The sequence below is a fragment of the Paraburkholderia sp. RL18-101-BIB-B genome, assembly GCF_046026985.1.
GTDB lineage: Bacteria > Pseudomonadota > Gammaproteobacteria > Burkholderiales > Burkholderiaceae > Paraburkholderia.
In genome coordinates this window covers 443872-458486 of the sequence record NZ_JARESV010000002.1, presented here as the reverse complement: position 1 = coordinate 458486, position 14615 = coordinate 443872, and the positions used below count along the sequence as shown (strand labels likewise).

Here is a 14615-nt window from a genome sequence, read left to right as displayed (position 1 = left end):
CCGCGGCGCTCGCTGCCATGCCTGAGTCGCCCTGCGCTCAGTGCTGTTTTCCGTATCCATCGAAGACTTTCGTCTTTCTGACATGACCGCACCTCAACGCCCCCGCGTGCCGCGTCGCGCGCTCGACGGCGTGCTGTTGCTCGACAAGCCGCTCGGCCTGTCGAGCAACGACGCGCTGATTCGCGCGAAGCGTCTCTATCTGGCGAAAAAGGCGGGCCACACCGGCACGCTCGATCCACTGGCAACCGGCTTGTTGCCGCTCTGTTTCGGCGAAGCCACCAAGTTTTCGCAAGACCTGCTCGAAGCCGACAAGACGTACGAGGCCACCATGCGCCTCGGCATTCGCACGACCACTGGCGACGCCGAAGGCGAAGCGATCGACACGCGCGAAGTGACGTGCGACGAGGCGGCGGTCCAGGCGGTTCTGCCGGCATTCCTCGGCGAGATCACGCAGGTTCCGCCGATGTATTCGGCGCTCAAACGTGACGGCAAGCCGTTGTACGAATACGCGCGCGCCGGTCAGACGGTGGAGCGGGAAGGGCGTGAGGTGACGATCCTCAAGCTCGAGATGCTCGCCTGCGCGTTGCCGGACGTGACGTTTCGCGTGACGTGCAGCAAGGGCACGTATGTGCGCACGCTGGCCGAGGATATCGGCGAAGCGTTGGGTTGCGGCGCGCATCTGGTGGCGCTGCGGCGCACCGGCGTCGGCGCGCTGACGCTCGACAATTCGGTGACGCTCGGCGCGTTGTCCGACGCGACTGAAGGCGAACGCGATGCGTGGCTGCAGCCGGTGGACGCATTGCTGTCGACGTTCCCGCTCGTGCAGTTGAACGAAGACGCGACGCGCCGCTTTCTGCATGGTCAGCGATTGAAGCTATCTGAGTTGACGATCACGGACGAAGCCGTGAATGCGCCGCGCGTCAGGGTGTACGCACCGGAAGGGCGTCTGCTTGGCGTCGCGAAGCAAGGTGAGGGCGTGCTGGCGCCGGAACGGCTGGTCGTCACGACGGCGAGCTGAAAGTCGCACAGACGGCGGAGCGCGACAAAGGCGCTGCAAAGAAAAAGGCGGGACCGCTACCGAGCGGTCCCGCCTTTTTTCATATCGTCTGCCGAATCGAAGCAGCGCCGAAAACTCAGTGCGCCGCAGCCGCCGCCGCACCCGCATCACCGCCTGCGCGTTCCGGCTTGGTAATCCAGATCAGCGCGATCAGCGCGATAAAGATGCCGGCGGACACGAAGAACAGATCATTCACACCGAGTTGCGCGGCCTGCTGCGTCGCCATCGTGTTGAACAGACCATACGCCTGCGGTTGACTGAAGCCCGCCGCGCCCATTTGCCGGATCGACTGGTCGAACACTGGGTTGTACGCGTTAGCCTGTTCGGCCAGTTGCGCGTGGTGCATGATGGTGCGGTGATCCCACGCGGTCTGGAAGATCGACGTGCCGATGCCGCCGCACATGATCCGCACGAAATTCGACAGGCCCGACGCCGCCGGAATCCGATTGCCCGGCAGCCCCGACAAGGTGATCGACACCAGCGGGATAAAGAACCCCGCCATACCGATCCCTTGAATCAAGGTAGGCACCAGCAGCGAGTAGGTATCGACGCCGGTCGTATAACGCGAGCGCATCCAGAAGCACAGCGCGAACACGAGAAACGACAAGGTAGCGATATAGCGCGGATCGGTGCGCGGCAAAACCTTGCCCGTGATCGGCGACAGCAGCACGGCGAACAGGCCGACCGGCGCCATCACGAGGCCGGCTTCGGTCGCCGTGTAGCCGATATCGGTTTGCAGCCACAGCGGCAGCAACACCAGATTGCCGAAGTAGAGTCCGTATCCAATCGAGAGGGCGACCGTACCGCCCGTGAAATTACGCCGGCTGAACAGCGACAAATCGACCACCGGATGCTCGGCCGTCAATTCCCACACGATAAAGAACGCGAGCGCGATCACCGCGACGAGCGCCAGCACGACGACGGTCGTCGACGAAAACCAGTCGAGATCCTTACCCTTGTCGAGCATGACTTGCAGCGAGCCGACCCAGACGATCAGCAAACCGAGACCGACGCCGTCGATCGGTGCTTTTCTGATGACGGAATCGCGATTGCGGAAGATCATCCACGTCGCCACGGCGGCAATCGCGCCGACCGGAATGTTGACGTAGAAAATCCACGGCCACGAGATGTTGTCCGAGATCCAGCCGCCGAGAATCGGGCCGGCCACCGGCGCGATCAGCGTGGTCATCGCCCACATGGATAGCGCCATGGGCGCCTTGGCGCGGGGATAGCTCGCGAGCAGCAGCGTTTGTGACAGCGGAATCATCGGACCGGCCACCGCGCCTTGCAACACGCGCGAAGCGAGCAGGAACGGCAGCGTCGGCGCGAGGCCGCACATCCACGACGAGATCACGAACAGAATGATCGACGCCATGAAAAGGCGTACCTGGCCGATGCGCTCGGTCAGCCAGCCGGTGAGCGGCACGGAGATCGCGTTGGCGACCGCGAACGAGGTGATCACCCAGGTGCCCTGGTCGGACGACACGCCGAGGTCGCCCGAAATCGACGGAATCGACACGTTGGCGATCGACGTGTCGAGCACGTTCATGAAAACGGCGAGCGACACCGCGATGGTGCCGATCACCAGTTGCGCGCCCTCGAGCGGCGGATGAGGGACTTGCGCCTGAGCCTGAGCCATTAAAAAAGCCTTGTCTGAATCGTCGCGAGGCTTACATCAGCTTCGCTGCGACCGGCTTCGCACCGCCGGCCTGGGCCGACTTTTGCGAGCCGCCGTTCGGACCTGCGTTTTCCGAAATGATGCGAGCGATTTCCGCGTCAGCCTGGTCGCCGTACTTCTCGAACACATTGGTCTGATAGACCGTGTTCGGCGCCTGGCCGAGCTGGCCGCCGTTGTCGTCCTTGATGCTGACGTCGGCTTGCATCGACAGGCCGATACGCAGCGGATGCTGTTCGAGTTCCTTCGGATCGAGCGCGATCCGCACCGGCAGACGCTGCACCACCTTGATCCAGTTGCCGGTCGCGTTCTGCGCGGGCAGCAGCGAGAACGCCGAACCCGTGCCCGCCGAGAAACCCACCACCTTGCCGTGGTACACCACCGACGAGCCGTACACGTCGGCCGTCAGTTCGACCGGCTGGCCGATGCGCATGTGCTTGAGCTGCACTTCCTTGAAGTTCGCGTCGACCCACACGCCGCCGAGCGGCACGATCGCCATCAACGGGGTGCCCGGCGAGACGCGCTGGCCGACCTGCACCGAGCGCTTCGCGACGTAGCCGGTGACCGGCGCGGGCAGGTTGTTACGCGCGTTGTTCAGGTACGCGTCGCGGACCTTCGCGGCGGCGGCCTGCACGTTCGGGTGATTCGCGATCGTGGTGTTGGCGGTCAACGCGCGGTTCGACGCCAGTTGCTGCTGGGCGGCGTCGACGGCGGCTTGCGCGCTCTTCACGGCGTCGCGGGCGTGCGAGATTTCTTCCTGCGACACGGCGCCGGTTTGCGCGACCGTCATACGGCGTTTCAGGTCGTCCTGGGCGCGCGACAGATCGGACTGGCGCTGGGCCACTTGCGCCTGGTATTGGTTGTCGTCGGCGAACAGGCCGCGCACCTGGCGCACCGTCTGCGCGAGATTCGCTTCGGCCTGTTCGAGCGCGACGCGGGCGTCGGCCGGATCGAGCACGACGAGCGGGTCGCCGGCCTTCACCGTTTGCGTGTCGTCCGCGTTCACGGCGACGACCGTGCCGGTGACTTGCGGCGTGATCTGCACGACGTTGCCGTTCACATACGCGTCGTCGGTGTCTTCATGGAAGCGTGCGACGAGAAAGTAGTAAAGGCCGTAAGCGATCGCGGCGATCAGGATCACGATGACGAGCAGCGTCATCATGCGCTTGCGTTTGCTGTTGTTCGCCGGTGGTTGCGCCGGTGGTTGTGCCGGTTGCGTCGGCTGCGGGGCCGACTGAGTCGGCTGTGTAGTAGCCGCGGGCTGTTGGGTGGTGCTCATTGATGTGCTCCGGGTTCTTTCAGACGTCGTCGTTTATTCGGATGTTCGTGCGTGTGTTCGATCTGCCTGTGGCTTGAGCGCTCAGTTCGCAGCGGCGGTCGCGGCGGTGGCCGATGCCGGAGCATCGGTCGGCACCACGAGGCCGGTTTGCGTCGCGTCGAAACCGCCGCCGAGCGCCTTGATGAGGCCGATCTGCATGTCGCGGCGGCGCATCTTCAGGCTGGTCACCGTCTGTTCGGCGGCGAGGCGGTTCTGGTCGGCGGTCAGCACCTGCAACTGCGGCGACAAGCCGGCCTTGTAGCGGATCACAGCCAGCTGATACGCTTTGGTCGATGCGTCGAGCGCGCGTTGTGCGTCGCCTTGTTGCTGGTCGATCGAACGGATCGACGACACCTGCGTCGCGACGTCCGAGAGAGCGCTGATCAGCGTCTGGTTGTAGTTCGCCACGTCCAGATCGAAGTCGGCGTAGCGACCCTTCAGTTGCGAGCGCAGCGCGCCGGCGTCGAAGATCGGCAGGTGGATGGCCGGGCCGAACTGGATCTGGCGGCTGCCCGCGGTGAGGAAGCGGCCCCAGCCGAACGCGTCGAAACCGAAGCCGGCCGCGAGATTCACGTCCGGGAAGAATTCGGCCTTCGCCTCCTTCACGTCGTGCATCGCGGCTTCGACTTGCCAGCGCGCGGCGACGATATCCGCGCGGCGCGCGACGAGGTCCGCCGGCAGGTTGTTCGGCAGCGCCACGATGTCGCCCTTGTTCAGCGCGGGCTGGGCGATTTGCAGGCCGCGATCCGGACCCTTGCCGAGCAGCGCGCCCAGCTGGTAGCGCACGACGGTGATCTGGCCGTCGAGGTCGGTCAAATTGGACTGGCTGGTCGCGATGTTGCCGTTCGCGGTTTGCCGCTCGACATTGGTGTCGAGGCCGGCGGTCACGCGGCCGTTGGTAATGCGGCCGATATCCTGGCGATTGGCGATTTCGCGCGCGGCGATGTCGCGGAACGCGTACAGCTGCGCGAGCTGGTTATACGTGCTGGCCACGGAGGCCGCGAGCGTCACGCGTGCCTGTTGCATGTCGGCCTCAGCGGCCTTTTCCTGCGATACGGCCTGGCCCAGACGCTGACGATTCTTGCCCCATAGGTCCAGATCCCAGGACGCGCTCGCAAGCACGTTGTTCTCGTTGTACCAGGTGCCGCCGAAGGGCGGCGGGTAGATCGAGTTTTCCGAGAATATTTCGCGGGTCCACGAATAGCTGCCGTTGACCTTCGGGTACAGCGCCGAGCGCGAACTCTCGATATACGACGAGGCCTTGGCGAGACGCGCCTGCGCCTGCGCGATCGACGGGCTGCCTTCCAGCGCTTCGGCGATCAGCTTGGGCAGTTGCGGGTCGCCGAACTGATTGGCCCAGTCGAGCGAGGGCCACTGGCCGCCCTGGCCGGCGAGGCTCTGGGCGGACTCGTACTGAGCGGGCGACGACATCTGCTTGTCGCTTTTCATACCGAAGTAGTTCGCGCACCCCGTGAGGGCGAGCGCCGTCACCGCGGCGGCGACAGCGGCCCGACTCGAAAGTGCGGGCGCGGACAGGGAAAGGGATTTCATCGCTCGACTCTTTGAGTGGAATGTAATGATGGACACTGCAAGCAATTTCTTACGATTTGCTGTCAAAATTGCTTGCTGCATCACGGGTTAGTCCCGTTTGTTCGCCGGAATTGATGAGCACGCGACGCAGCATGCTCTTCAGAAAACCCACTTCTTCCGGGGTGAAGCCGCCCAGCAGACTGTCCAGCACGCCGGTGAAAATAGCCGGCATTTTGGCGGCGATGGCATGGCCTTCCGGCGTCAGCGCGAGGCGCACGACCCGGCGATCCTCGTTGCTGCGCACCCGTGTCAGCAGGCCGCGTTTTTCCAACCGGTCGATCAGACGCGTGACGGCGCTCGCGTCGATGCCGTATTCACGGGCCAGTTCGGCCGCCAGCAGGCACTTGCCGCTGGCCACCATGAACAGGATGCTGCCTTGCTGGCTGGTAATGCCCAGTTCGGCCATGCTGCGCTGGGTGACCAGGTTCGACAGGGTCGATTTCACTCGCGAGATCAGATAGCCGACGCTTTCGCCTAGCTGATATTCGCTGAGGTCCGGCGTAGGGGTAGAGGACGGCTCCGTCATGATTCTCGTGCGAATGCAATGGTTGACTAGGCAGGATTATAGAGGCCGGTTGATTGACGCGGCAAGTGTTATTACAGCTTAGGCAAGGAACTTTCCCCGCTCAAGTCATAATCCGCGTGATTTTGCGTAGGGTTTCGCCCACGTGCTTACGTTTCGTTTCTGACGGTCCGCTGCGTGGACGACAGCGGGTCTATCAGGGAATACCAGAAAGCTTCATTTGCGCGTGCTACAATATTGGGTTCCCAAAAGTGCGCTTTGGGCTTTGTTGGCTTCGTACACAATGCTGCTGGTGGCGCACTCAACTGTCTCCAGGTTCCTATGACTCGCGCCCTACGCAACATCGCCATCATTGCTCACGTCGACCACGGCAAGACCACGCTCGTCGACCAGCTCCTCCGCCAGACCGCCACGTTCCGTGACAATCAGCAGATCGCCGAGCGCGTGATGGACTCGAACGACATCGAAAAAGAACGTGGCATCACGATTCTTTCGAAGAACTGCGCGGTCGAGTACGAAGGTACGCACATCAACATCGTCGACACGCCGGGCCACGCCGACTTCGGCGGCGAAGTGGAGCGCGTGCTGTCGATGGTCGACTCGGTGCTGCTGCTGGTCGACGCGGTCGAAGGCCCGATGCCGCAAACGCGCTTCGTTACCAAGAAGGCACTGGCGCTCGGTCTGAAGCCGATCGTCGTGATCAACAAGGTGGACCGGCCGGGCGCGCGGATCGACTGGGTGATCAACCAGACGTTCGACCTGTTCGACAAGCTGGGCGCAACCGACGAACAGCTCGACTTCCCGATCGTGTACGCATCGGGTCTGAATGGCTACGCCGGCCTGACGCAGGATGTGCGCGAAGGCGACATGCGTCCGCTGTTCGAAGCCGTGCTGGAACACGTGCCGGTTCGCCCGGCGGATCCGTCGGCTCCGCTGCAATTGCAGATCACGTCGCTGGACTACTCGTCGTATGTTGGCCGTATCGGCGTGGGCCGCATCACGCGCGGCACGATCAAGCCGGGCATGTCGGTGGCCGTGCGTTCGGGTCCCGATGGCGCGATTCTGAACCGCAAGATCAATCAGGTGCTGTCGTTCAAGGGCCTGGAGCGCGTGCAGGTCGACTCGGCTGAAGCCGGCGACATCGTGCTGATCAACGGCATCGAAGAAATCGGCATCGGCGTGACCATCTGCGCACCGGAACAGCCGGAAGCGCTGCCCATGATCACCGTCGACGAGCCGACGCTGACCATGAACTTCCTCGTCAATTCGTCGCCGCTGGCCGGCCGCGAAGGCAAGTTCGTCACGAGCCGTCAGATCCGTGACCGCCTGATGAAGGAACTGAATCACAACGTCGCGCTGCGCGTGAAGGAAACCGGCGACGAAACCACGTTCGAAGTGGCGGGCCGCGGTGAACTGCACCTGACCATTCTCGTGGAAAACATGCGCCGCGAAGGCTATGAGCTGGCCGTGTCGCGTCCGCGCGTGGTGATGACGGAAGTCGACGGCGTGAAGCACGAGCCGTACGAAAACCTGACCGTCGACATGGAAGACAGCCACCAGGGCGGCGTGATGGAAGAGCTGGGCCGCCGCAAGGGCGAAATGCTCGACATGGCGTCGGACGGTCGCGGCCGTACGCGTCTCGAGTACCGTATCTCGGCGCGTGGCTTGATTGGCTTCCAGTCGGAATTCCTGACGCTCACGCGCGGCACGGGCCTGATGAGCCACACGTTCGACTCGTATCAACCGGTCCGCGAAGGCGCGGTCGGCGAGCGTCGCAACGGCGTGCTGATCTCGCAGGACGACGGCGCGGCAGTCGCATACGCACTGTGGAAGCTGCAGGATCGCGGCCGTATGTTCGTGTCGCCGGGCGAGCCGCTGTACGAAGGCATGATCATCGGCATTCACAGCCGTGACAACGACCTGGTCGTGAACCCGATCAAGGGCAAGCAGCTGACCAACGTGCGTTCGTCCGGTACGGACGAAGCGGTGCGTCTCGTGCCGCCGATCCAGATGTCGCTGGAATACGCAGTCGAATTCATCGACGACGACGAACTGGTCGAAGTCACGCCGCAATCGATCCGTCTGCGCAAGCGTTACCTGAAGGAACACGAGCGTCGCAGCGCGAGCCGCAAGGGCGCGGTGGACTAAGCGCGCGGGCATCGGCTCCGGCTGGTGCGGCGCCATCGCAGTCAAGCAAAAGCCACCTCCGGGTGGCTTTTGCCGTTTCTGGACTTCAGCGACTTTATGCGCCGTTGAACGTGCTTCGCCGCTCGTTTGTCCCTGTTTCCTGCAGAAGATTGTTGCGGGCCGTGAAAGTGGCCCGAAAGCCCGTCGCTACGGGCTTGAGCGGCAATCCGTCTGCTATCTGCACTATCCGTTCTGTGATATGCTCCCCGGGTGCAAAGTTTTAGGTCCTTCCAAGCAAGACTTGATTCGCGCAATCCGCTAAACGGTCAGGCCGTGTCGCGGAAGGTTCTGTAACCCGCTATTTCTCGAGAAACTCGAAGAAAGGTGAGCGTAAAAATGATGAAGCAATTCCAGTCGAACTCTTATCTGTTCGGCGGCAATGCTCCGTACGTAGAAGAAATGTACGAAGCGTATCTCGATAATCCGGCGTCAGTGCCCGAGAACTGGCGCAGCTATTTCGACGCGTTGCAGAACGTTCCTGCATCGGATGGCAGCAATGCCAACGACGTGGCCCATGGCCCGATCGTCGAATCGTTTGCTCAACGGGCCAAGGCTAATGCCTTCATCCCACGCACGGCAGCTGGTGGCGAAGATCTCGCTACCGCTCGCAAGCAAGTCTATGTGCAGTCCCTCATCGGCGCATATCGCTTCCTCGGCTCGCAATGGGCCAATCTCGATCCCCTGAAGCGCCGCGAACGTCCCGCGATCCCCGAACTCGAACCCGCGTTCTACGACTTCACCGAAGCCGACATGGACCAGGAGTTCAGCGCAACGAATCTGTATTTCGGATTCGAGCGCGCGTCGCTGCGTGAGATCGTCAAGGCGTTGCGCGACACGTACTGCGGCACGATCGGCGCCGAGTACATGTACATCAGCGATCCGGAACAGAAGCGCTGGTGGAAAGAGAAGCTCGAATCGATCCGTTCGACGCCGAACTTCTCGAACGAAAAGAAAAAGCACATCCTGAATCGCCTGACGGCCGCTGAAGGCCTCGAGCGCTTCCTGCACACCAAGTACGTCGGCCAGAAACGCTTCTCGCTCGAAGGCGGCGAAAGCTTCATCGCGTCGATGGACGAAGTCGTGCGTCACGGCGGCGCCAATGGCGTCCAGGAAATCGTCATCGGCATGGCTCACCGTGGCCGTCTGAACGTGCTGGTCAATACGCTCGGCAAGATGCCGGCTGACCTGTTCGCCGAATTCGAAGGCAAGCACCACGACGACCTGCCGGCCGGCGACGTGAAGTACCACAAGGGTTTCTCGTCGGACGTCTCGACCGAAGGCGGCCCGGTTCACCTGTCGCTCGCGTTCAACCCGTCGCACCTCGAAATCGTCAACCCGGTGGTCGAAGGTTCGGCGAAGGCCCGTATGGACCGTCGCGGCGACGACAGCGGCCTGCAAGTGCTGCCGGTGCAAATCCACGGCGACGCGGCCTTCGCGGGCCAGGGCGTCGTGATGGAAACGCTGAACCTCGCGCAAACGCGCGGTTACGGCACGCACGGCACGCTGCACATCGTCATCAACAACCAGATCGGCTTCACGACGTCGGACCCGCGCGACTCGCGCTCCACGTTGTACTGCTCGGACGTCGTCAAGATGATCGAAGCGCCGGTGCTGCACGTGAACGGTGACGATCCTGAAGCGGTCGTGCTGGCTACGCAGTTGGCAATCGACTTCCGGATGCAGTTCCACAAGGACGTCGTCGTCGACATCGTCTGCTTCCGCAAGCTGGGCCACAACGAGCAGGACACGCCGGCCGTCACGCAGCCGCTGATGTACAAGACGATCGCCAAGCACCCGGGCACGCGCGCACTGTACGCTGAAAAGCTGGTGCAGCAAGGTGTGATCACCGCGGAAGAAGGCGACGAATTCGTCAAGGCTTACCGCAAGGCGATGGACGAAGGCCATCACACGGTCGACCCGGTGCTCTCGAACTACAAGAGCAAGTACGCGGTGGATTGGGTGCCGTTCCTGAACCGCAAGTGGACCGACGCAGCCGACACGGCCGTGCCGCTCGCGGAACTGAAGCGCCTCGCGGAACGCATCACCACGGTCCCGGAAAACTTCAAGGTTCACCCGCTGGTCGAGCGCGTCATCAACGACCGTCGCGCAATGGGCCGTGGCGAAGCCAAGCTCGACTGGGGCATGGGCGAACACCTCGCATTCGCGTCGCTGGTCGCATCGGGCTACGCAGTGCGCCTGACGGGTCAGGACTCGGGCCGCGGCACGTTCACGCACCGTCACGCGGTGCTGCACGATCAGAACCGCGAACGCTGGAACGACGGCACGTACGTGCCGCTGCAGAACATCGCCGAAGGTCAGGCGAAGTTCACGGTGATCGACTCGGTGTTGTCGGAAGAAGCGGTGCTCGGCTTCGAATACGGTTACTCGACGGCTGAGCCGAATACGTTCGTCGCATGGGAAGCGCAGTTCGGCGACTTCGTGAACGGCGCGCAAGTCGTGATCGACCAGTTCATCTCGTCGGGCGAAGTGAAGTGGGGCCGCGTATCGGGCCTGACGATGCTGCTGCCGCACGGCTACGAAGGCCAGGGTCCGGAACACTCGTCCACGCGTATCGAACGTTTCCTGCAACTGTGCGCAGACCATAACATGCAGGTCGTTCAACCGACCACGCCGGCGCAGATTTTCCACTTGTTGCGCCGTCAGATGATCCGCCTGTTCCGCAAGCCGCTGATCGTCGCGACGCCCAAGTCGCTGCTGCGCCACAAGGAAGCCGTGTCGGATCTGTCGGAACTGGCCAAGGGTGCGTTCCAGCCGATCCTCGGCGAAATCGACGAAGCCATCGAGGCGAAGAAGGTCAAGCGCGTGATCGCCTGCTCGGGTCGCGTCTACTACGACCTGCTCGCGCATCGCCGTGAATCGAAGTCGAACGACGTCGCGATCATCCGTATCGAACAGCTCTATCCGTTCGCGCATAAGCAGTTCGAAGCGGAAATGAAGAAGTACGACAACGCGACCGAAGTGGTCTGGGTGCAGGACGAGCCGCAGAATCAAGGCCCGTGGTTCTACATCGAGCACCACCTGAAGGAAGGCATGAAGGACGGTCAGAAGTTGGCATACAGCGGGCGTCCGGCTTCGGCTTCGCCGGCAGTCGGCTACTACGCGAAGCACTACGAGCAGCAGAAGGCGCTGGTCGAAGGCGCTTTCGGCCGCCTCAAGAGCGCGTCGATCGCTAAATAATCACAAGAGCTGAACCGGGAAAGCGCAGGGCGCTTTCCCGTGCCGCATCTGAAAGATCAGTGCGGCAGTCAAGGTTCGCAGGCGGTCGAGGGATCCATAGATCGCGCGCCGTCACCCGATACGTATTCAGGATATTCATAATGGCTATTGTTGAAGTCAAGGTTCCCCAGCTCTCCGAGTCGGTCTCGGAAGCCACGATGCTCCAGTGGAAAAAGAAGCCGGGCGAAGCTGTTGCTCAAGACGAAATTCTCATCGAAATCGAGACCGACAAAGTCGTGCTCGAAGTGCCGGCACCCTCGGCCGGCGTGCTCGCGCAAGTCATCGCGAACGACGGCGACACCGTCACGGCTGATCAGGTGATCGCCAAGATCGACACCGAAGGCACGGCAGGCGCCGCTGCTGTCGAAGCCGAAGTGAAGCCCGCTCCGGAAGCCGCACCGGCACCCGCCGCTGCACCGGCTCCGGCGGCTCAGGCCGCATCCGCAACGGGTGCGAACACCGCTGCTTCGCCGGCTGCCGGCAAGCTGATGGCCGAGAAGGGTCTGGGCGCGGGCGACGTCGCCGGCACGGGCCGCGACGGCCGCATCACCAAGGGCGACGTGCTGACCGCAGGCGCTCCGGCTGCCAAGGTCGCACCGGCTCCGGCACCGGCCGCCGCACCGAAGGCTGCCAAGCCGTCGCTGCCGGACGTCAAGGCGCCGGCTTCGGCTGACCAATGGCTGAAGGATCGTCCGGAACAACGCGTGCCGATGTCGCGTCTGCGTGCGCGTATCGCCGAGCGTCTGCTCGAGTCGCAGCAAACCAACGCCATCCTGACCACGTTCAACGAAGTGAACATGGCGCCCGTGATGGACCTGCGCAACAAGTACAAAGACCGCTTCGAGAAGGAACATGGCGTGAAGCTCGGCTTCATGTCGTTCTTCGTGAAGGCGGCGGTTCACGCGCTGAAGAAGTTCCCGCTCGTGAACGCGTCGATCGACGGTAACGACATCGTCTATCACGGCTACTTCGACATCGGTATCGCTGTCGGTTCGCCGCGCGGTCTGGTGGTGCCGATTCTGCGCAATGCGGATCAGCTGAGCCTCGCCGAAATCGAGAAGAAGATCGCCGAATTCGGCCAGAAGGCCAAGGACGGCAAGCTGTCGATCGACGAAATGACCGGCGGCACGTTCTCGATCTCGAACGGTGGTGTGTTCGGTTCGATGCTGTCGACCCCGATCATCAACCCGCCGCAATCCGCGATTCTGGGCGTGCACGCCACGAAGGAACGCGCTGTGGTCGAAAACGGCCAGATCGTGATCCGCCCGATGAACTACCTGGCGCTGTCGTACGACCACCGCATCATCGACGGTCGCGAAGCGGTGCTGTCGCTGGTCGCCATGAAGGATGCGCTGGAAGACCCGGCGCGCCTGCTGCTCGACCTGTAAGCGCCGGTTCGGCCGGCGCCGGCTTGCCTGTGCTTGTCATTGAGCAAGCCGGCGCCATATAGGTGTTAAGCAGGCATCTGGCAGGCAGCACGTCTTTCGCATTCCGCAGTACAGGAACGCCGCGCGCCACGAAGCGTGGCCGCGCGCCGTTCCGTTATCAAAAGGATTGTCATGTCCAAAGAATTTGACGTCGTCGTGATCGGCGCAGGCCCTGGCGGTTACATCGCCGCCATCCGCGCAGCGCAGCTCGGCAAGACCGTCGCATGTATCGAAAAATGGAAGAACCCGGCCGGCACGCTGAAGCTCGGCGGCACGTGCCTGAACGTGGGTTGCATTCCGTCGAAGGCGCTGCTCGCGTCGTCGGAAGAATTTGAAAACGCGTCGCATCACCTCGCTGACCACGGCATCTCCGTGGAAAACGTGACGGTCGATATCGCGAAGATGATGGCCCGTAAAGAAGGCATCGTCGAAAAGATGACCAAGGGCATCGAATTCCTGTTCCGCAAGAACAAGATCACGTGGCTCAAGGGCCACGGCAAGTTCACCGGCAAGACGGACGCCGGCGTGCAGATCGAGGTGAGCGGCGAAGGCGAAACGGAAACGGTCACGGCCAAGAACGTGATCATCGCCACGGGTTCGAAGGCACGCCATCTGCCGAATATTCCGGTCGACAACAAGATCGTCGCCGACAACGAAGGCGCGCTGAGCTTCGACACGGCACCGAAGAAGCTGGCTGTGATCGGCGCCGGCGTGATCGGTCTGGAACTGGGTTCGGTGTGGCGCCGTCTGGGCGCGGAAGTGACCGTGCTCGAAGCGCTGCCGGAATTCCTCGGCGCGGCTGACCAGGCGCTCGCGAAAGAAGCGGCCAAGCAGTTCAAGAAACAGGGTCTGGACATCCAGGTGGGCGTGGAGGTCGGCGAAGTGACGACCACGGATAACAGCGTCACGATCAATTACACGGACAAGGACGGCAACGCGCAAAAGCTCGAAGCCGACCGCCTGATCGTGTCGATCGGCCGCGTGCCGAACACCGACAACCTCGGTCTCGAAGCGATCGGCCTGAAGGCCAACGAGCGCGGCTTCATCGACGTCGATGACCACTGCGCGACGACCGTGCCGAACGTGTACGCGATCGGCGACGTGGTGCGTGGCCCGATGCTCGCGCACAAGGCTGAAGACGAAGGCGTGCTGGTCGCCGAAATCATCGACGGTCAGAAGCCGCATATCGACTACAACTGCGTGCCGTGGGTGATCTACACCGAACCGGAAATCGCGTGGGTCGGCAAGACCGAACAGCAGCTGAAGGCGGAAGGCCGCGAGATCAAGACGGGCCAGTTCCCGTTCATGGCGAACGGCCGCGCACTGGGCATCAACAAGGCGGATGGTTTCGTCAAGATGATCGCCGACGCGAAGACCGACGAACTGCTCGGCGTGCACATCATCTCGGCCAACGCATCGGACCTGATCGCGGAAGCCGTGGTGGCGATGGAATTCAAGGCGGCGTCGGAAGACATCGGCCGCATTTGCCATCCGCACCCGTCGCTGTCGGAAGTCATGCGCGAGGCGGCACTGGCCGTCGATAAGCGCGCGCTGAACATGTAATCACGCGCACGCCTGACTGACAGTACTCCGGCATTACC

Annotated in this window: 8 protein-coding genes and 1 pseudogene; 5 read left to right on the top strand and 4 right to left on the bottom strand. The window is 62.7% G+C overall.

The genetic code is table 11. The features are described 5' to 3' along the window. Window positions 1–82 precede the first annotated feature (82 nt). A complete protein-coding gene (gene truB / locus P0D73_RS05085; protein WP_408430125.1) occupies window positions 83–1018 on the top strand; it encodes a tRNA pseudouridine(55) synthase TruB in 936 nt (311 codons plus the stop codon). A 115-nt stretch (window positions 1019–1133) separates the two neighbouring features. Here truB and P0D73_RS05080 read toward each other — a convergent pair. The 4 genes and pseudogenes from P0D73_RS05080 to P0D73_RS05065 form a co-directional block, all read right to left on the bottom strand. Then, window positions 1134–2729, bottom strand: a pseudogene (locus tag P0D73_RS05080) (DHA2 family efflux MFS transporter permease subunit); the annotation flags it as partial. Further along, on the bottom strand, window positions 2728–4011 hold the full coding sequence (locus tag P0D73_RS05075; protein ID WP_408430122.1) for an EmrA/EmrK family multidrug efflux transporter periplasmic adaptor subunit: 1284 nt from the start codon (window positions 4009–4011) through the stop codon (window positions 2728–2730). The pseudogene P0D73_RS05080 and the gene P0D73_RS05075, both read right to left, overlap by 2 nt. An 81-nt stretch (window positions 4012–4092) precedes the next feature. Further along, window positions 4093–5601: an efflux transporter outer membrane subunit gene (locus P0D73_RS05070; protein ID WP_132374948.1), complete on the bottom strand. Its 1509-nt coding sequence runs from the start codon at window positions 5599–5601 to the stop codon at window positions 4093–4095. A gap of 49 nt (window positions 5602–5650) precedes the next feature. Next, window positions 5651–6166 (bottom strand): MarR family winged helix-turn-helix transcriptional regulator, encoded by a 516-nt coding sequence (locus tag P0D73_RS05065; protein ID WP_408175763.1) that lies wholly within the window; start codon window positions 6164–6166, stop codon window positions 5651–5653. Between the two features lie 318 nt (window positions 6167–6484). On the opposite strand from P0D73_RS05065, the gene typA reads away from it, so the two are divergent. From typA to lpdA, 4 genes are all read left to right on the top strand, one after another. Further along, a complete protein-coding gene (gene typA / locus P0D73_RS05060; RefSeq protein WP_408175761.1) occupies window positions 6485–8311 on the top strand; it encodes a translational GTPase TypA in 1827 nt (608 codons plus the stop codon). 375 nt (window positions 8312–8686) lie between these two features. Further along, window positions 8687–11548 (top strand): 2-oxoglutarate dehydrogenase E1 component, encoded by a 2862-nt coding sequence (locus tag P0D73_RS05055; protein ID WP_132374945.1) that lies wholly within the window; start codon window positions 8687–8689, stop codon window positions 11546–11548. Window positions 11549–11688: 140 nt separating this feature from the next. Next, window positions 11689–12975: a 2-oxoglutarate dehydrogenase complex dihydrolipoyllysine-residue succinyltransferase gene (odhB, locus tag P0D73_RS05050; RefSeq protein WP_408175760.1), complete on the top strand. Its 1287-nt coding sequence runs from the start codon at window positions 11689–11691 to the stop codon at window positions 12973–12975. A gap of 171 nt (window positions 12976–13146) precedes the next feature. After that, window positions 13147–14577, top strand: coding sequence for a dihydrolipoyl dehydrogenase (gene lpdA / locus P0D73_RS05045; protein ID WP_408315047.1), 1431 nt, complete (start codon window positions 13147–13149; stop codon window positions 14575–14577). The last annotated feature ends 38 nt before the right edge of the window (window positions 14578–14615 follow it).

Excerpts from the sequence above, each read along its gene's own strand:
- P0D73_RS05055 (WP_132374945.1), top strand. The coding sequence starts at position 8,687 with ATGATGAAGCAATTCCAGTCGAACTCTTATCTGTTCGGCGGCAATGCT.
- P0D73_RS05075 (WP_408430122.1), bottom strand. The coding sequence starts at position 4,011 with ATGAGCACCACCCAACAGCCCGCGGCTACTACACAGCCGACTCAGTCG.
- typA (WP_408175761.1), top strand. The coding sequence starts at position 6,485 with ATGACTCGCGCCCTACGCAACATCGCCATCATTGCTCACGTCGACCAC.
- lpdA (WP_408315047.1), top strand. The coding sequence starts at position 13,147 with ATGTCCAAAGAATTTGACGTCGTCGTGATCGGCGCAGGCCCTGGCGGT.
- odhB (WP_408175760.1), top strand. The coding sequence starts at position 11,689 with ATGGCTATTGTTGAAGTCAAGGTTCCCCAGCTCTCCGAGTCGGTCTCG.
- truB (WP_408430125.1), top strand. The coding sequence starts at position 83 with ATGACCGCACCTCAACGCCCCCGCGTGCCGCGTCGCGCGCTCGACGGC.
- P0D73_RS05065 (WP_408175763.1), bottom strand. The coding sequence starts at position 6,166 with ATGACGGAGCCGTCCTCTACCCCTACGCCGGACCTCAGCGAATATCAG.
- P0D73_RS05070 (WP_132374948.1), bottom strand. The coding sequence starts at position 5,601 with ATGAAATCCCTTTCCCTGTCCGCGCCCGCACTTTCGAGTCGGGCCGCT.